Below are 12,533 nucleotides of genomic sequence, written 5' to 3' on the forward strand. Positions count from 1 at the left end.
TCAGCGGCGCCGTTCCGCATCCTTCGGGCCGCCCGATGTCGTGCTCGACGTGACGGAGACGGGGTCGCTCGCCGGGAACGTGTCCTCCAGCCCCTCTTCGAGCTCTTCCTCCTCCTTGCTCATCCGGCTCCTCTTTTCCCGCTCGGCCGTGAATGATCTCGTCGCCGGCGTTTCCCGCTCGGGAGCCGGCCGCCGGTCTTCGGTTTTCACGTCTTCATCCTCCTCGTAGATACGCCGGGTCGCACGTCGCGTGGCGGCCATTTCGCCGACCGAGCGGTTCCTTCTCGTCAGAAGCACGTAGGCGACAACGATCGCGATCAGCAGGGGACCACCCGCGACGACCAGCAACCAGAATGCATCCATGTCAGAACTCCTTGTCAGCGCGAAACGTGCGAGGCACGCATTCGTTTCGCGGGGCCCACGAAATGACGAACGGCACGGGGCCGGGCGGGACAGGAGCTCGTCTGCCGTTTCGTTGGCCAGGGAGAGAAACCGGAAAAACCTTCCCTGTTCTCCTTGCCGCCGGGTCCGGTTGGCGCGGCCCGCGCCGTTCCCGAATCCAACGAACTGAAGGCGGCGGAAGTTCCGAACGCTGCTCGCGCCCTGGACGATTCAGTTTTCCACGCGCAGTTGAATGAAATGCGATTTCCGGCGCATTAGCGTCTGGACAGCCGCAACCATAGCCGCTATAGGGCCATCACTCCGACGGTAAAGCCGTTGGCCCGGCGGGTGATTAGCTCAGTTGGTAGAGCAGCTGACTCTTAATCAGCGGGTCGTAGGTTCGATCCCTACATCACCCACCATTTTTCGCGATCTCCGGCAGAAACGCTTAACAAGCACGGGATCGGCTTGACGCCTCACACGGCCAGCCAGCCCTCCGCCACCTTCACCGCATGACCGCCGATGCGCGCGCCCGCGATTTCCCTCCCGTCGATGTCTATCTCCAGCCGAATGTGCGACGGGCGGCCCATTTCCAGCCCCTGCTCTATCCGTAACTGATGCGCGCCGTCCCGCAATTCGTCGAAGAAGACGAGCGCCCCGGCGAAAGCGGCCACCGCCGAGCCGGTTGCCGGATCCTCGTAGACCGGCGGACCGGGAACGAACATCCGCGCATGAAAATCGCTGTCGTGGCTGATCGCCTCGCGGCAATAGAGGAAGGCGCAGGCAGGATTGCCGCCGTCGCGCCGCGGCGCAAGCTCCAGCCAGGCCGGCCCGTCAAGCCGCGCACGGCGCGCGGCATCGAGCCCGGCGACCGGAACCAGCACGTAAGGCACGCCCGCGCTCCACAGGCTGACACGGTGGTTTTCGAAGCCGATCTCGTGCGGGCCGAGCCCCAGCGAGGCCGCGATGGCCTCAACGTCGGGGCTGAATTCCAGCGACCGGGGGAGCTGCGGAAGGTCGAATTCGGCGAAGGCCCGGCCGTTCTCGCGCGAGACCGCGCAGCGCACATTGCCGATCTTCTCCTCAAGGACGACGAGCGCGGTACCGCTGTCCGCGTTCGGCGCCTCCGGCAGCTCGCTCAGCGCGATCGCCGTGCCGACGGTCGGATGGCCTGCGAAGGGAAGCTCGTATTCCGGCGTGAAAATGCGGATCGATGCACCGTGGGCGGGCCTTGCGGGAGGGCGGACGAAAACCGTTTCCGAAAGATTGAACTCCCTGGCAATTTTCATCATCGCGGCGTCGTCCAGCCCCTCGCCGTCGAGCACCACGGCCAGCGGATTGCCGGCCAGCGGCTGGTCCGCGAACACGTCGTAGATCAGGTATCTGCGCTTTTGCATGAGGGATATTCTTCCTTCGTCGCCTGCTTAGCCTTCGAACATGGCCAAACTTTAATTTGAAATCCGCCCCGATATCCATGATGTGTGGTTCGAAGGGATTCTTTTTGACAGGCAGGGGCCTCATGGACCAGATCGTCGATCGGCCAAAGAAGGCAAAATCGGCCTCTCCCGAGACGATTGAAGCCGTACTCGCCATAGATGGCAACGGAAAATCGCGGCCGCGCCGGCGCAGGTGGTGGGTCGCGGCCGCGCTTGCGGTGGCGGCGCTCGCGGCGGCAATGGCCTATTCGTGGTTCGGACAATCCGCACCGCAGATCGTCTATCGCGCGGCGCCCGTCGAGAAGGGCAGCCTCACGGTCGAGGTCTCGGCCACCGGCACGCTGCAGCCGTTGACGCAGGTCGACGTGTCGAGCGAGCTTTCGGGCGTCATGCGCTCGGTTTCGGTCGACGAGAACCAGCGCGTCGCCAAGGGCGACGTCCTGGCGGAACTCGACACGACCCGGATCGTCGCGCAGATCGAGCGGGCACGGGCCAATGTCTCCGCTTCCGACGCCCGTGTCGCCGACGCCGAGATAACGCTGACGGAGACCGAGCAGACGCTCGCCCGCACCACCCGGCTTGCCGGACGCGGCGCGGTGACCGATCAGGCGCTGGAGACGGCGCGGGCGGCGCGCGACCGCGCGGCGAGCGCGGTGGCGATCGCCGAGGCCAATCTCGAAGTGGCCCGGGCCGAGCTGAAACTGCAGGAAGCCGACCTCGCCAAAAGCACGATCTACGCGCCGATCGACGGCATCGTGCTTACCCGTTCGGTCAATCCGGGCCAGACGGTCGCATCCTCCATGTCCGCGCCGGTGCTGTTCGTCATCGCCGAGAACCTCGAGCGCATGGAGTTGAAGGCCGCGGTGGACGAGGCCGACATAGGCTCGGTCGCGCCGGGCCAGACCGCGCGCTTCACGGTCGATTCCTTCCCCGCGCGCCGTTTCGACGCGGAAATCCGCGACATCGCCTATGCCTCGGTCGTCACCGAGGGCGTGGTGACCTACGAGGCGCGGCTGACCGTGGGCAATCAGGAACTGCTTCTGCGTCCCGGCATGACCGCGACGGTCGACATCGTCACCCGCGAGGCGAACGACGTCCTGCTCGTGCCCAGCGCCGCCTTCCGCTTCAGCCCCGCTCCGGCCGCGCAGTCGCGCGGCTTCAGCATCCAGTCGCTGTTCATGCCGCGCATGGGTCCCGGCCGCCAGCGCGGCGCCGGCGCAAGGGAGCGCGGCGGCGCCGAGGGTGGACGCCCGCTCTATGTCCTGCGCGACGGCGAGCCGCAGATGGTGCGCGTGACGACCGGCGACACGGACGGCGAGCACGTCGAGGTCCTGTCCGGCCTTTCGGCGGGCGACCAGGTCATCCTCGCGGCGACCCGTCGCTGAGGGCGTCATGAACGCGGCACCCGATATCCCGCTCCTGACCTTCAAGAAGGTCTGGAAGAGCTATGGCGACGGCGAGGCGCGGGTGAACGCGCTCGCCGGTGTCGATCTCTCCATCGACCGCGGCGAGTTCGTCGCGATCATGGGTCCCTCCGGCTCGGGCAAGTCGACCGCCATGAACATCATCGGCTGCCTCGACACGCCGTCCAGGGGCCGCTACGGCTTCATGGGCATCGACGCCGGCGCGCTCGACCGGGGCCGCCGCGCCGTGCTGCGCAACCGCTATATCGGCTTCGTCTTTCAGGGCTACAATCTGCTGCCGCGCACCACCGCCGCCGAAAATGTCGAGCTCCCCCTCGTCTATCGCGGCGTACCTTCCTCCGAACGCCGCGAGCTCGCAATGGAGGCGCTCGCTCAGGTGGGGCTCCAGGGCCGCGAGAACCACACGCCGGCGGAGCTTTCCGGCGGCCAGCAGCAGCGCGTCGCGATCGCCCGCGCGATCGTCACGCGCCCCACCCTGCTCGTCGCCGACGAGCCGACAGGCAATCTCGACACCGCACGCAGCCACGAAATCATGGAACTGCTGACGCAGCTCAATGTCGATTTCGGCCTGACCGTGGTGATGGTGACGCACGAGCCCGACATCGCCGCCTATGCGCAGCGCACGATCGGCTTCCTCGACGGCCACATCGCCTACGACACGTCGAAGGCGGAGACGGCCGATGCTGTTTGAGACGATCAGGCTGGCGCTGCGCTCGGTGCGCCGCAACGCGCTTCGCTCCTTCCTGACGCTGCTCGGCATCGTGATCGGCGTCGCCGCGGTAATCACGATGATCACGGTCGGCTCGGGCACCACCGAAAAGGTGAAGCAGGACATCTCGAAGCTCGGCAGCAATTTGCTCGTCGTGCAGGCGGCACGGCCGGGACGCGGCGGAACGACCAACTTCACCCCGCGCCAGCTCGACGACAGGGACGTGGAAGGACTTTCGAAGGAGTTGGAGAACGTCAAGGCGGTCTCGCCCGCCTCGCAGCGCCAGGTGCGCGTCGTCTACGGCGCGGAGAATATTTCCGCGCAGGTCACCGGGACCGACGCCGAGTATTTCATCGCGCGCGACTGGGACGTGGTGCTCGGCAGGGCCTTCACCGACGCGGAGGTGCGCGGCGGCACCAATGTCTGCCTGATTGGCCAGACCGTTCGCGACCAGTTCTTCGGCGCCGGCGACCCGACGGGCGAAGCGATCCGCGTCAACCGCATGAGCTGCCGCGTCATCGGCGTCCTGGAGCCCAAGGGTTTCTCCGGCTTCGGGCAGGACCAGGACAATGTCGTGATGATGCCGCTTTCTACCTTCCAGCGGCGCATCGCCGGCAACCGCAACATCGACACGATCTATGTGGCGGCACAGGACGGGGTCTCGACCAGCACCGTGCTCGCCGACATAGAAGGCATATTGCGGCAGACGCGGCGGATCGCGCCCGAGCAGGAGGACAATTTCACCGTCCGCGACATGACGCAGATCGCCGACGCCATGACCAGCACCACGACGGTGATGACCGGCATGCTCGGCGCGCTGGCGGGCGTCAGCCTTCTCGTCGGCGGGATCGGCATCATGAACATCATGCTGGTGTCGGTCACCGAGCGCACGCGCGAGATCGGCATCAGGCTCGCCATCGGCGCGCACGAGAAGCACATACTCGTGCAGTTCCTTGTCGAGGCGACGGTGCTTTCGCTGCTGGGCGGCATCATCGGCATCATCCTCGGCCTGTCGCTCGCCGGCATCGCCTCGCTCACGCTGTCGATCCCCTTCGTCCCGAGCTTGGCGGTGGTCGCGCTGGCCGTCGGCTTCTCGGCGATGATCGGCATGGTGTTCGGCTTCTTCCCGGCGCTTCGCGGCGCCCGGCTCGATCCGATCGACGCCCTGCGTCACGAATAGCGGCGGGAGGCGTCAGAGATCGATCGGATTGGCGAAATGCCAGTCGATGAGACCGGGCATCTGCGGAGCGAGACCGTCGGGAAGATCGTGCGCGCCGCGGATGACGATCGGCCCTTCGATCTCCGGCTCGGCCTCCGCGGCCACATGCGCCTCGATTCTCGCGACGGCCTCCCCTGCGGTCATGTCGAGGCGGTATCTGCGGAAGATCGCCGTTCCTGTGGATTTGGAAAGCGCGTGAAACGCGTCTTCATGCGCGCAGTTTCCGAGATCGAGCCCGGTTTCCTCGAGAACCTCGCGGCGCATGTTGAAGTCGAGGTCGACCGCGCCGTCACGGAAATCCGCCGGCTCGAAGGAGCCGGCCGCGAAATAGACCTGGCCGGCGCCGACCGTGTGCGGCCCCATACGGATCGCCACCAGGGCGCCGTCGCTCGTCACCGGCATGGCGTGCGCATAGGCATGCTCGGCGACCGCCATCGGCCGCAGCCTGCGCCAGTAGAGGAAGGTCGAATAGCGCACGATGTGGCAAAGGCCCAGAAGCGCGCCTTCATGGTAGGAAAGCTCCGCGAGCAGCGCGACCCGGCCGTCGAAGAGCGCTGGATTGGCCGCGATCTCGCGCTGCCAGCTCGCCGCGATCTCGGCGGAGTGCGCGAACTCGAACGGGTGCGGTTCCCCGCTCAGGCGCACCGAGACGGAACTGACGGGAAAGACCACGTCGCGGGGCACGTCGAAAGCCAAGCCCACCTCCTCAGACGATGTCCAGTGTCACCGCCACCGGGCAATGGTCTGATGCCTTCGGACGGTCCCAGCCGACGCGCGGATAGCGCTCCACCTCCTGTCCCGGCGGGAAGGGCGTGCGATAGGGCTGGCCGTTGCGGATGATGTCGGGAATGGCGGCCGCGTTGGTACGCGCCAGCGCCGCCGAGACCAATATGTAGTCGAGCTGGCACAGATGCCGCTCCTGCGGGCCGCGCGTATGATAGAGCGTCCAGCGGTCCATCTCGGGCCTGCGCTCGACGATGTTTTCGCAGAAGCCGCCGGCGGTGAGCACGTTCACGCAGGACTGCGCCTCCTGCGCCGGATCGAAGCGCAAGCCTTCCGCCCCGCCGCCGGAGATGACGATGCGCTCGCGATAATCGTTGAAGTCGCCGCAGATCACCCAGCGCTTGTTCGCGGCATGCTCCGTCCCGAAACGGTTCTCGATGATGCGCCGCACCGCGCTCGCCTCCGCGATCCTCAGCGGCATCGAGGCCTCGCGGCCAGGCAGGCCGTTGCGCTGGCCGCCCATGGATTTGAAATGCACGGTGTAGATCGTCAACGGCTTGCCGTCGATCTTGACGTCGATCTCGAGACAGTCGCGCCGGAAGATGCGCTGGTGCGGCTCCACGCCGGTTGCCGCGAGTTCAGGCGAGAGCAGGCCGAAATCGGCGAAGGTGACATGCGCGTGGCTCTGCATGCGCACGAATTCGATCTTCTGGCCGTGATGCGTCTCGTCGCGCATCATCACCGCCACGTCGATGCCCCGGCTGTCATTGCCCGCGGTCGTGTATTTCTGGCGGTAGCCCTCGCCGATCATCTTGAACAGATAACCGTATTCGAAGGCCTTCAGGGCCTCGACATTGTCCACTTCCTGAAGGCACAGGATGTCGGCGCCGGTCGCCGCGATGGCGAGCGCCGAATGCTGGCGGGTATCGTCGGTATGCGAGATCATCCGCGCGCTTTCGAGCAGGCGGTAATGCGCCTCGTCCTTGATGTCGTAGAGGGCGAGGACCCGATCCTGCTGGAGTTCGTTTCGATAACCGGAGAAGTCGAACCGGTTCATCAGATTTTCGACGTTGAAGGTGGCGAGGCGCAGCGACATGCCATGAGCTTTGCCCGGCTATCGCAGCAATTACAAGTGTGCACCTGCTTGCCTTTTCAACGCGGAGAAGCATGCGCCTGAAGGGTGCGGGCGACGTTCATCGACGGTTCATGTGGATTTCGCCATTCTCCGGCCAAGGGTTAACCGGGCGTGGGATATTCGCTGGAGACTCACATGAGAGAGAAATTATCGGCAATCCTCCTTGCCGCCGCTCTTGGCCTCGGGCTGGGCGGCGCGGGACCGGCCAGCGCCGCGGGCGCGGCCCCTGCCCCGTCCATTGCCGTTCCGTCCGACAATGGTGTCGTGCAGGTGCAGGACCGGTGGGACCGGCGTCAATGGCGCGGCGACCGTCGTGACTGGCGCCGCGATCATCGCCGCGAATGGCGTGGACGCGACGACGACAGGCGCTGGCGCCGGCACCATCATCGCCACCACCGGCCGCACTACCGGCCCCGACCTCATATCGAGTTCTGGTATGGCGGACCGGCCTATCGTCCGCCCTACTACGCAAGACCGCCGGTCTACGCGCCGCGCCGCCACGTCCGGCCGGCGGGAGATCACTATAGCTGGTGCGCCTCGCGCTACCGGTCGTACCGGGCCTACGACAACACGTTCCAGCCCTATTACGGCCCGCGCCGCCAGTGCGTCTCGCCCTTCGTCTGACGAGGCCGGCGCACCTTACGAAAAAACGGCCGGAAGTCCGCTTCCGGCCGTTTTTCATTGGAACTTCCCGCGCCGCCTAATAAGCGCGGATCGTGCCGACGATGTCCACGACGACATCCAGTCCGTTGAAATTCTTTGGCAGGTGCTCGGCCTCGTTCGGCCGCGAAACGCATACATTGATGGCAAGGTCGTCCATCGAGCGGTTGAGGCCGATGCCGACGCTCAACAGCCGGTGCTTGTCGCCGAACCGCTCCTCGAAGGCTTTCTGTATCTCGACGGCTTCTTGCATCGAGTGTTTCGTGGCAGCCATCCGATACCTCAGATCAATGTCACTCCCAGTTGACTGGTCACGGATGATATAGGGTTTGCACCGGTAATTCCAACATTGCCTGCGCCGCCGGAAGCCGAGCCGGCGAACAGCAGCGCCACCGGCCTGCCCTCTTCGTCGACGATCAGCGATCCGCTGTCGCCGGGCCTGCCGAAAGGCTGCGGAGGTGCCGCAGTCTCGATGATGATCTGATTGTCGAACCGCGCGACGCCCGTGCCCACGTCGACGAGGAAATTGTTCACGTTGACCGCGCGAACCACGCCGCGCGTGTGGCGCGTGGTCCGACCCGTCTTCAGCACCGCCATGCCGGGTGTGGCGTCCACCGGCGAACCGGGTTGCAGCTCGATCGCGGGCTTCGGCTCGTCCGAACTGTCGTAGAGCGTCGCCCTGTCCTCGGCCCGGCCATGATCGATGAGCGCGGCGAAGGCCGCGTCGACCGGGTTGGGATAGCCGCCGAACTGGATCGGCACGAAACGGACGAGCTCGGCGATGTCGTCCCGTCCCGGCCGGCCGCCGTCCCGCGCCCCCGGCTGCATGATGGTCGTGGAGACGGGCACGCTGTTGACGTCGGCGAGCACGTGGTTGTTCGACAGTATTCCGACCCTGCCGCTCTGGTCGTCGCGGCAAAAGCAGCCGAGCGTTCCCGCATATTCGACCGTCGTCGGCGAAATGCTGCAGCCGAGCCTGACCGGATCGTTGCGGCTCGTGGTCCACAGCGGCTTCTGCCGGCCGATATAGAGTATCTCCACCTCGCCGCGCGCCGCTTCCACGATCCGTTCGACCACCGCGCCACGCACCTTGTTTCTGTCCTGCACCAAGATCGCGAGCCTGGCGTCCTCATCCGCGCGGTCCGTCGTGACGCCGAGCGCGATGTCCTCGACCGCCCGGCGCTTGGGCTTGCGTGGTCGAGCCGCCTTGGTTTCCAAAAGGGCAGGATCCAGGAACAGGCCGGGCGAAGGATGTTCCATGCCGGCGGCCACCGGCGCTTCGACGAACTCGAAAATCTGGGAAAAAATGCGTGCCTGGAGCTCAAGCGCGGAATCGACCTTCATCATGTCCTCCAACGCGCCCCGCCCGAGCGATTCGCAACTTAGCAAAAAATTGGGGCCGCGGTCTGCACCGCGGCCCCATGAGATTTTCAGCCTGCTGACAAGCCTGGTTCTTGTCCACCAGCCTGTTCCTGGCGATCTCCGCGCGCCCGCAGGGTGTAACCCGAGGACGCGCAGGAGAAGAACCGTGGATCGCCCTAGTTCTTGGCCTTGTCCACCAGCTTGTTCTTGGCGATCGCCGCGCACCCGCAGGGCGAAGCCCGAGGACGCGCAGGAGAAGAACCGTGGATCGCCTTAGTTCTTGGCCTTGTCCACCAGCTTGTTCTTGGCGATCCACGGCATCATGCCGCGCAGTTTCTCGCCGACTTCCTCGATCTGGTGAGCGTCGTTCATGCGGCGGATGCCCTTGAAGCGGGCCGCGCCCGACCTGTACTCCTGCATCCAGTCGGAAGTGAACTTTCCGGTCTGGATATCGTTCAGGATGCGCTTCATCTCGGCCTTGGTCTCGGCGGTGATGATGCGCGGGCCGGAGACATATTCGCCCCATTCCGCGGTGTTGGAGATCGAGTAGTTCATGTTGGCGATACCGCCCTCATAGATGAGGTCGACGATCAGCTTCACTTCGTGGAGGCACTCGAAATAGGCCATTTCCGGCGCGTAGCCGGCTTCCACCAGCGTCTCGAAACCGGCGCGGATGAGCTCGACCAGACCGCCGCAGAGCACGACCTGTTCACCGAAGAGGTCGGTCTCGCATTCTTCCTTGAAATTGGTCTCGATGATGCCGGAACGGCCGCCGCCGACGCCGCACGCATAGGAGAGGCCGAGGTCGAGCGCGTTGCCCGAAGCGTCCTGATGGACGGCGACCAGGCACGGCACGCCGCCGCCCTTCTGATATTCGCCGCGCACCGTATGGCCGGGGCCCTTCGGTGCGACCATCAGCACGTCGACCGTGGCCTTGGGCTCGATCAGACCGAAATGCACATTGAGGCCGTGGGCGAAGGCGATTGCCGCACCGTCGCGGATGTTCGGCGCGATCTCGTCGCGATAGATGTCGGCCTGGAGTTCGTCCGGCGTCGCCATCATCATCAGGTCGGCCCATTTCGCCACTTCGGCGACGGTCATCACCTTGAGGCCGTCGGCCTCGACCTTCTTGGCGGTCGCCGAGCCGGCCTTGAGGCCGACGGCGATGTCCTTGACGCCCGAATCCTTGAGGTTGAGCGCATGCGCCCTGCCCTGGCTGCCATAGCCGATGATGGCGACCTTCTTGCCCTTGATCAGGTTGAGATCGGCATCGCGATCGTAATAAACGCGCATTGGTGATGTCCTTCCTTGGTTTGCTTCTTGCTGTTGTTCAGGTCGTGCGTCCTTCGAGGCTCGCTTCGCTCGCACCTCAGGACGAGGGCGGTTTGTGCTTCCCGTCCTCGTCCTCAGGCGCTCCCCGTGGGTGAGTCTCTGAGGGCTGGGGTGGAAAACTTGCGGGGCGATCCTCGAAGGACGCACGATCCCTTGCTCCGTAAAGAGCAAAGAACTGTTGCGTCGCGCGCGCGGCGTCCTGCGCGATCTCGGCTTCGGTTATCTCCAGCCGGTCGCCGAGCAGCAACCGGATCTGAATGTCGCGGCTGACCAGACCGAAGAAGGTCCGGAAAGCGGTTTCGGTATCGTCGAAATCGAGCAGCCCGGCGGCGCGGCCGTCCTCCAGCAACGGCTTCAGTCGCTCGCCGATGGCGAACCGCCCGTTTTCGAGCACGATCGAGCCGAGATTGCTCTTGCCCGACCAGGCGTGGCTGACCGCCACCCGGTTGAGCGCGATCGACTTCGGCCCCGAAATCACCCGCAGCCAGTTTCCCCAGAAACCCTGCAGGCTCTCGCGCAGCGAATTGGCGTCGAGATGATGCCGGTCATAGCTGCCGGCGCGCACCTTCGAGGCCTGCCAACGCACGGAGGCCGTCAGGAGGCCGTCGCGATCGCCGAACCATTTGTAGAGCGTTTCCTTGGAACAGCTCGCGCGCCGGGCGACCGCCGTCATGGTCACCGCGTCGCCGCCTTTCATCAAGAGGTCGAACACGGCGTCGAGCACCTCGCCCTGTCGCGCCGTCAGCGTCTCACTCGTCTCGATGTCGTTGGCTTCCTGCACCGCCGCTGAACCTCTCCAAGAACCGTACCGTACGTTACGGTTCGGCTTCTATGCCGGAGTGTGCAATTAATTGCAATACCGATTTGGCGTGAAAAGCGGGATTGTTACGTCAGCTCGATCTCGTCGGCAGCCTCGGCCTTGTGCCGGGTCAGGCTCCAATCGTGCTCCCGGAGACCGACGGTTGCGAACGGGTCGACGATCGTGCCCGCCACCATCGCCGCGAGGATTTGCGGAGCAGGCGGAATTTTCGCGAATGTCGCCACGATCCTGTCGCGGATGAACGGAAGAATGGTCGAATCCGATTGATAGAAAGGCGTAAAGGCCCACGACATCGCCTGAAAGGCCCGCACATGCCAGCGCCGCGCACGCGCATAGGCATCGAGCGTGTCCGGTATGGCGCCCGAACGATCGATCGCGTGGGAGAGAGCCATGGCATCCAGCAGCGCCATGTTGGCCCCCTGCCCCAGTTGCGGGCTGGTGGAGTGAGCGGCATCCCCTATCACGGCTAGGCGGCGGCCGGCGGGAACGCGCAGCGTGTGATGGCCATAGTGCGCCAGGGTGAGGTCCTCGAACGAGCGGATCTGGTCGAGATACCCTTCGGTCTCGGGCCAGAGCGCCGCGACGCGGCCTTTCCACGCATCCAGGCCTCCCGCGACGACACGGTCCGCATCGTCGGGCTTGAGGCTCCAGAAAAAGGCGGCCTGCTCCCGTTCTCCGGGCGAAACCCGGCCTATCGGCAGGACGCCGATCATCACGCTCGCGCGCCGGTAGCGCTGGGTCAGCGCATTTGGATCGAAGCCCGCGCGCCAGTCGAGCGAGGCCCAAAATGCCCCGTAGGCGAGCGGCGTCGGTTCGGCGGGATGCGCCGCGAAGGATTTGAGACACGAGCGGGCGCCGCTCGCATCGACGACGAGGTCGAACGCGCCCACGGAGCGGCCCGCCTGGTCGAGGAGCCGGGCGGAGCTTTCGCCGACATCGAGAGCAGCCACGTCCACTCCGGTGACGACGGGGATCCCCGCCGCGATCGCCGCATCGTGCAGCACCCCGAACAGCGCGGCACGATGAATCCCGATGCCGAAACGCCCCTTTCCCTGCGTTCGGTAGCGCACGTCCAGAACGGCTCGTCCGCTCCGGGCATCGGTGCCGAAGAGGCGGTCGATGCGGCTTCCCCGCGCAAGGATCCGCTCGTACAGCCCCAGATGGTGCAGCACCGTCAGCCCGGTCGGCTGGAGGATCAGTCCCGACCCCAGCGGCTTCGGCGTCTCGAAACGCTCGATGACGGTCACGCGATGGCCGCTTGCGTGCAACATCAGAGCGGCGGCAAGCCCCGCCGGTCCCGCCCCGACGACGGCAATGTCGATGCTATGCATG

General features: G+C 65.5%; 13 protein-coding genes and 1 tRNA gene. 5 read left to right on the forward strand and 9 right to left on the reverse strand.

The annotated features are described in order from the left end of the window. Positions 1–261, reverse strand: coding sequence for a hypothetical protein (locus XW59_RS06900; RefSeq protein ID WP_246666036.1), 261 nt, complete (start codon positions 259–261; stop codon positions 1–3). 466 nt (positions 262–727) lie between these two features. Here XW59_RS06900 and XW59_RS06905 point away from each other — a divergent pair. Continuing rightward, a tRNA-Lys gene (locus XW59_RS06905) sits at positions 728–803 on the forward strand. A 54-nt stretch (positions 804–857) separates the two neighbouring features. On the opposite strand, the gene XW59_RS06910 is transcribed toward XW59_RS06905, so the two are convergent. Further along, on the reverse strand, positions 858–1,778 hold the full coding sequence (locus XW59_RS06910; RefSeq protein ID WP_047144222.1) for a PhzF family phenazine biosynthesis protein: 921 nt from the start codon (positions 1,776–1,778) through the stop codon (positions 858–860). Between the two features lie 122 nt (positions 1,779–1,900). On the opposite strand from XW59_RS06910, the gene XW59_RS06915 reads away from it, so the two are divergent. From XW59_RS06915 to XW59_RS06925, 3 genes are read left to right on the forward strand one after another with little or no spacing between them, the layout of a single operon-like run. Continuing rightward, positions 1,901–3,202: an efflux RND transporter periplasmic adaptor subunit gene (locus XW59_RS06915; RefSeq protein ID WP_047144221.1), complete on the forward strand. Its 1,302-nt coding sequence runs from the start codon at positions 1,901–1,903 to the stop codon at positions 3,200–3,202. A gap of 7 nt (positions 3,203–3,209) precedes the next feature. Beyond that, a complete protein-coding gene (locus XW59_RS06920; RefSeq protein WP_047144220.1) occupies positions 3,210–3,932 on the forward strand; it encodes an ABC transporter ATP-binding protein in 723 nt (240 codons plus the stop codon). Next, positions 3,922–5,130 carry an ABC transporter permease gene (locus XW59_RS06925; protein WP_047144219.1) on the forward strand — a complete coding sequence of 403 codons (1,209 nt, stop codon included), beginning with the start codon at positions 3,922–3,924 and terminating at the stop codon, positions 5,128–5,130. The genes XW59_RS06920 and XW59_RS06925 overlap by 11 nt, the downstream gene beginning before the upstream one ends. 12 nt (positions 5,131–5,142) lie before the next feature. On the opposite strand, the gene XW59_RS06930 is transcribed toward XW59_RS06925, so the two are convergent. Both XW59_RS06930 and XW59_RS06935 read right to left on the reverse strand, forming a co-directional pair. Next, positions 5,143–5,865: a hypothetical protein gene (locus XW59_RS06930; RefSeq protein WP_047144218.1), complete on the reverse strand. Its 723-nt coding sequence runs from the start codon at positions 5,863–5,865 to the stop codon at positions 5,143–5,145. 10 nt (positions 5,866–5,875) lie between these two features. Continuing rightward, positions 5,876–6,988 carry an endonuclease/exonuclease/phosphatase family protein gene (locus XW59_RS06935; RefSeq protein WP_047144217.1) on the reverse strand — a complete coding sequence of 371 codons (1,113 nt, stop codon included), beginning with the start codon at positions 6,986–6,988 and terminating at the stop codon, positions 5,876–5,878. 174 nt (positions 6,989–7,162) lie between these two features. Between XW59_RS06935 and XW59_RS06940 the strand changes: the two genes are divergently transcribed. Beyond that, positions 7,163–7,651 (forward strand): BA14K family protein, encoded by a 489-nt coding sequence (locus tag XW59_RS06940; protein ID WP_082137451.1) that lies wholly within the window; start codon positions 7,163–7,165, stop codon positions 7,649–7,651. A gap of 76 nt (positions 7,652–7,727) precedes the next feature. Here XW59_RS06940 and XW59_RS06945 read toward each other — a convergent pair whose 3' ends face one another. The 5 genes from XW59_RS06945 to XW59_RS06965 form a co-directional block, all read right to left on the reverse strand. After that, positions 7,728–7,940, reverse strand: coding sequence for a hypothetical protein (locus XW59_RS06945; protein WP_136068014.1), 213 nt, complete (start codon positions 7,938–7,940; stop codon positions 7,728–7,730). Positions 7,941–7,969: 29 nt separating this feature from the next. Beyond that, positions 7,970–9,031, reverse strand: a complete 1,062-nt coding sequence (locus tag XW59_RS06950; protein WP_136068012.1) for a hypothetical protein — start codon at positions 9,029–9,031, stop codon at positions 7,970–7,972. A 291-nt stretch (positions 9,032–9,322) separates the two neighbouring features. Further along, on the reverse strand, positions 9,323–10,342 hold the full coding sequence (ilvC, locus tag XW59_RS06955; RefSeq protein ID WP_047144215.1) for a ketol-acid reductoisomerase: 1,020 nt from the start codon (positions 10,340–10,342) through the stop codon (positions 9,323–9,325). Positions 10,343–10,418: 76 nt separating this feature from the next. Continuing rightward, positions 10,419–11,162, reverse strand: a complete 744-nt coding sequence (locus XW59_RS06960) for a TetR/AcrR family transcriptional regulator C-terminal domain-containing protein (RefSeq protein ID WP_246666020.1) — start codon at positions 11,160–11,162, stop codon at positions 10,419–10,421. Positions 11,163–11,266: 104 nt separating this feature from the next. Then, positions 11,267–12,532 carry an NAD(P)/FAD-dependent oxidoreductase gene (locus XW59_RS06965; RefSeq protein WP_047144214.1) on the reverse strand — a complete coding sequence of 422 codons (1,266 nt, stop codon included), beginning with the start codon at positions 12,530–12,532 and terminating at the stop codon, positions 11,267–11,269. Position 12,533: the final 1 nt, after the last annotated feature.

It is taken from the genome of Aquamicrobium sp. LC103, assembly GCF_001014615.2.
Taxonomy (GTDB): domain Bacteria; phylum Pseudomonadota; class Alphaproteobacteria; order Rhizobiales; family Rhizobiaceae; genus LBCQ02.

Excerpts from the sequence above, each read along its gene's own strand:
- XW59_RS06900 (WP_246666036.1), bottom strand. The coding sequence starts at position 261 with ATGGCCGCCACGCGACGTGCGACCCGGCGTATCTACGAGGAGGATGAA.
- XW59_RS06910 (WP_047144222.1), bottom strand. The coding sequence starts at position 1,778 with ATGCAAAAGCGCAGATACCTGATCTACGACGTGTTCGCGGACCAGCCG.
- XW59_RS06915 (WP_047144221.1), top strand. The coding sequence starts at position 1,901 with ATGGACCAGATCGTCGATCGGCCAAAGAAGGCAAAATCGGCCTCTCCC.
- XW59_RS06920 (WP_047144220.1), top strand. The coding sequence starts at position 3,210 with ATGAACGCGGCACCCGATATCCCGCTCCTGACCTTCAAGAAGGTCTGG.
- XW59_RS06925 (WP_047144219.1), top strand. The coding sequence starts at position 3,922 with ATGCTGTTTGAGACGATCAGGCTGGCGCTGCGCTCGGTGCGCCGCAAC.
- XW59_RS06935 (WP_047144217.1), bottom strand. The coding sequence starts at position 6,988 with ATGTCGCTGCGCCTCGCCACCTTCAACGTCGAAAATCTGATGAACCGG.
- XW59_RS06940 (WP_082137451.1), top strand. The coding sequence starts at position 7,163 with ATGAGAGAGAAATTATCGGCAATCCTCCTTGCCGCCGCTCTTGGCCTC.
- XW59_RS06945 (WP_136068014.1), bottom strand. The coding sequence starts at position 7,940 with ATGCAAGAAGCCGTCGAGATACAGAAAGCCTTCGAGGAGCGGTTCGGC.
- XW59_RS06950 (WP_136068012.1), bottom strand. The coding sequence starts at position 9,031 with ATGAAGGTCGATTCCGCGCTTGAGCTCCAGGCACGCATTTTTTCCCAG.
- ilvC (WP_047144215.1), bottom strand. The coding sequence starts at position 10,342 with ATGCGCGTTTATTACGATCGCGATGCCGATCTCAACCTGATCAAGGGC.
- XW59_RS06965 (WP_047144214.1), bottom strand. The coding sequence starts at position 12,532 with ATGCATAGCATCGACATTGCCGTCGTCGGGGCGGGACCGGCGGGGCTT.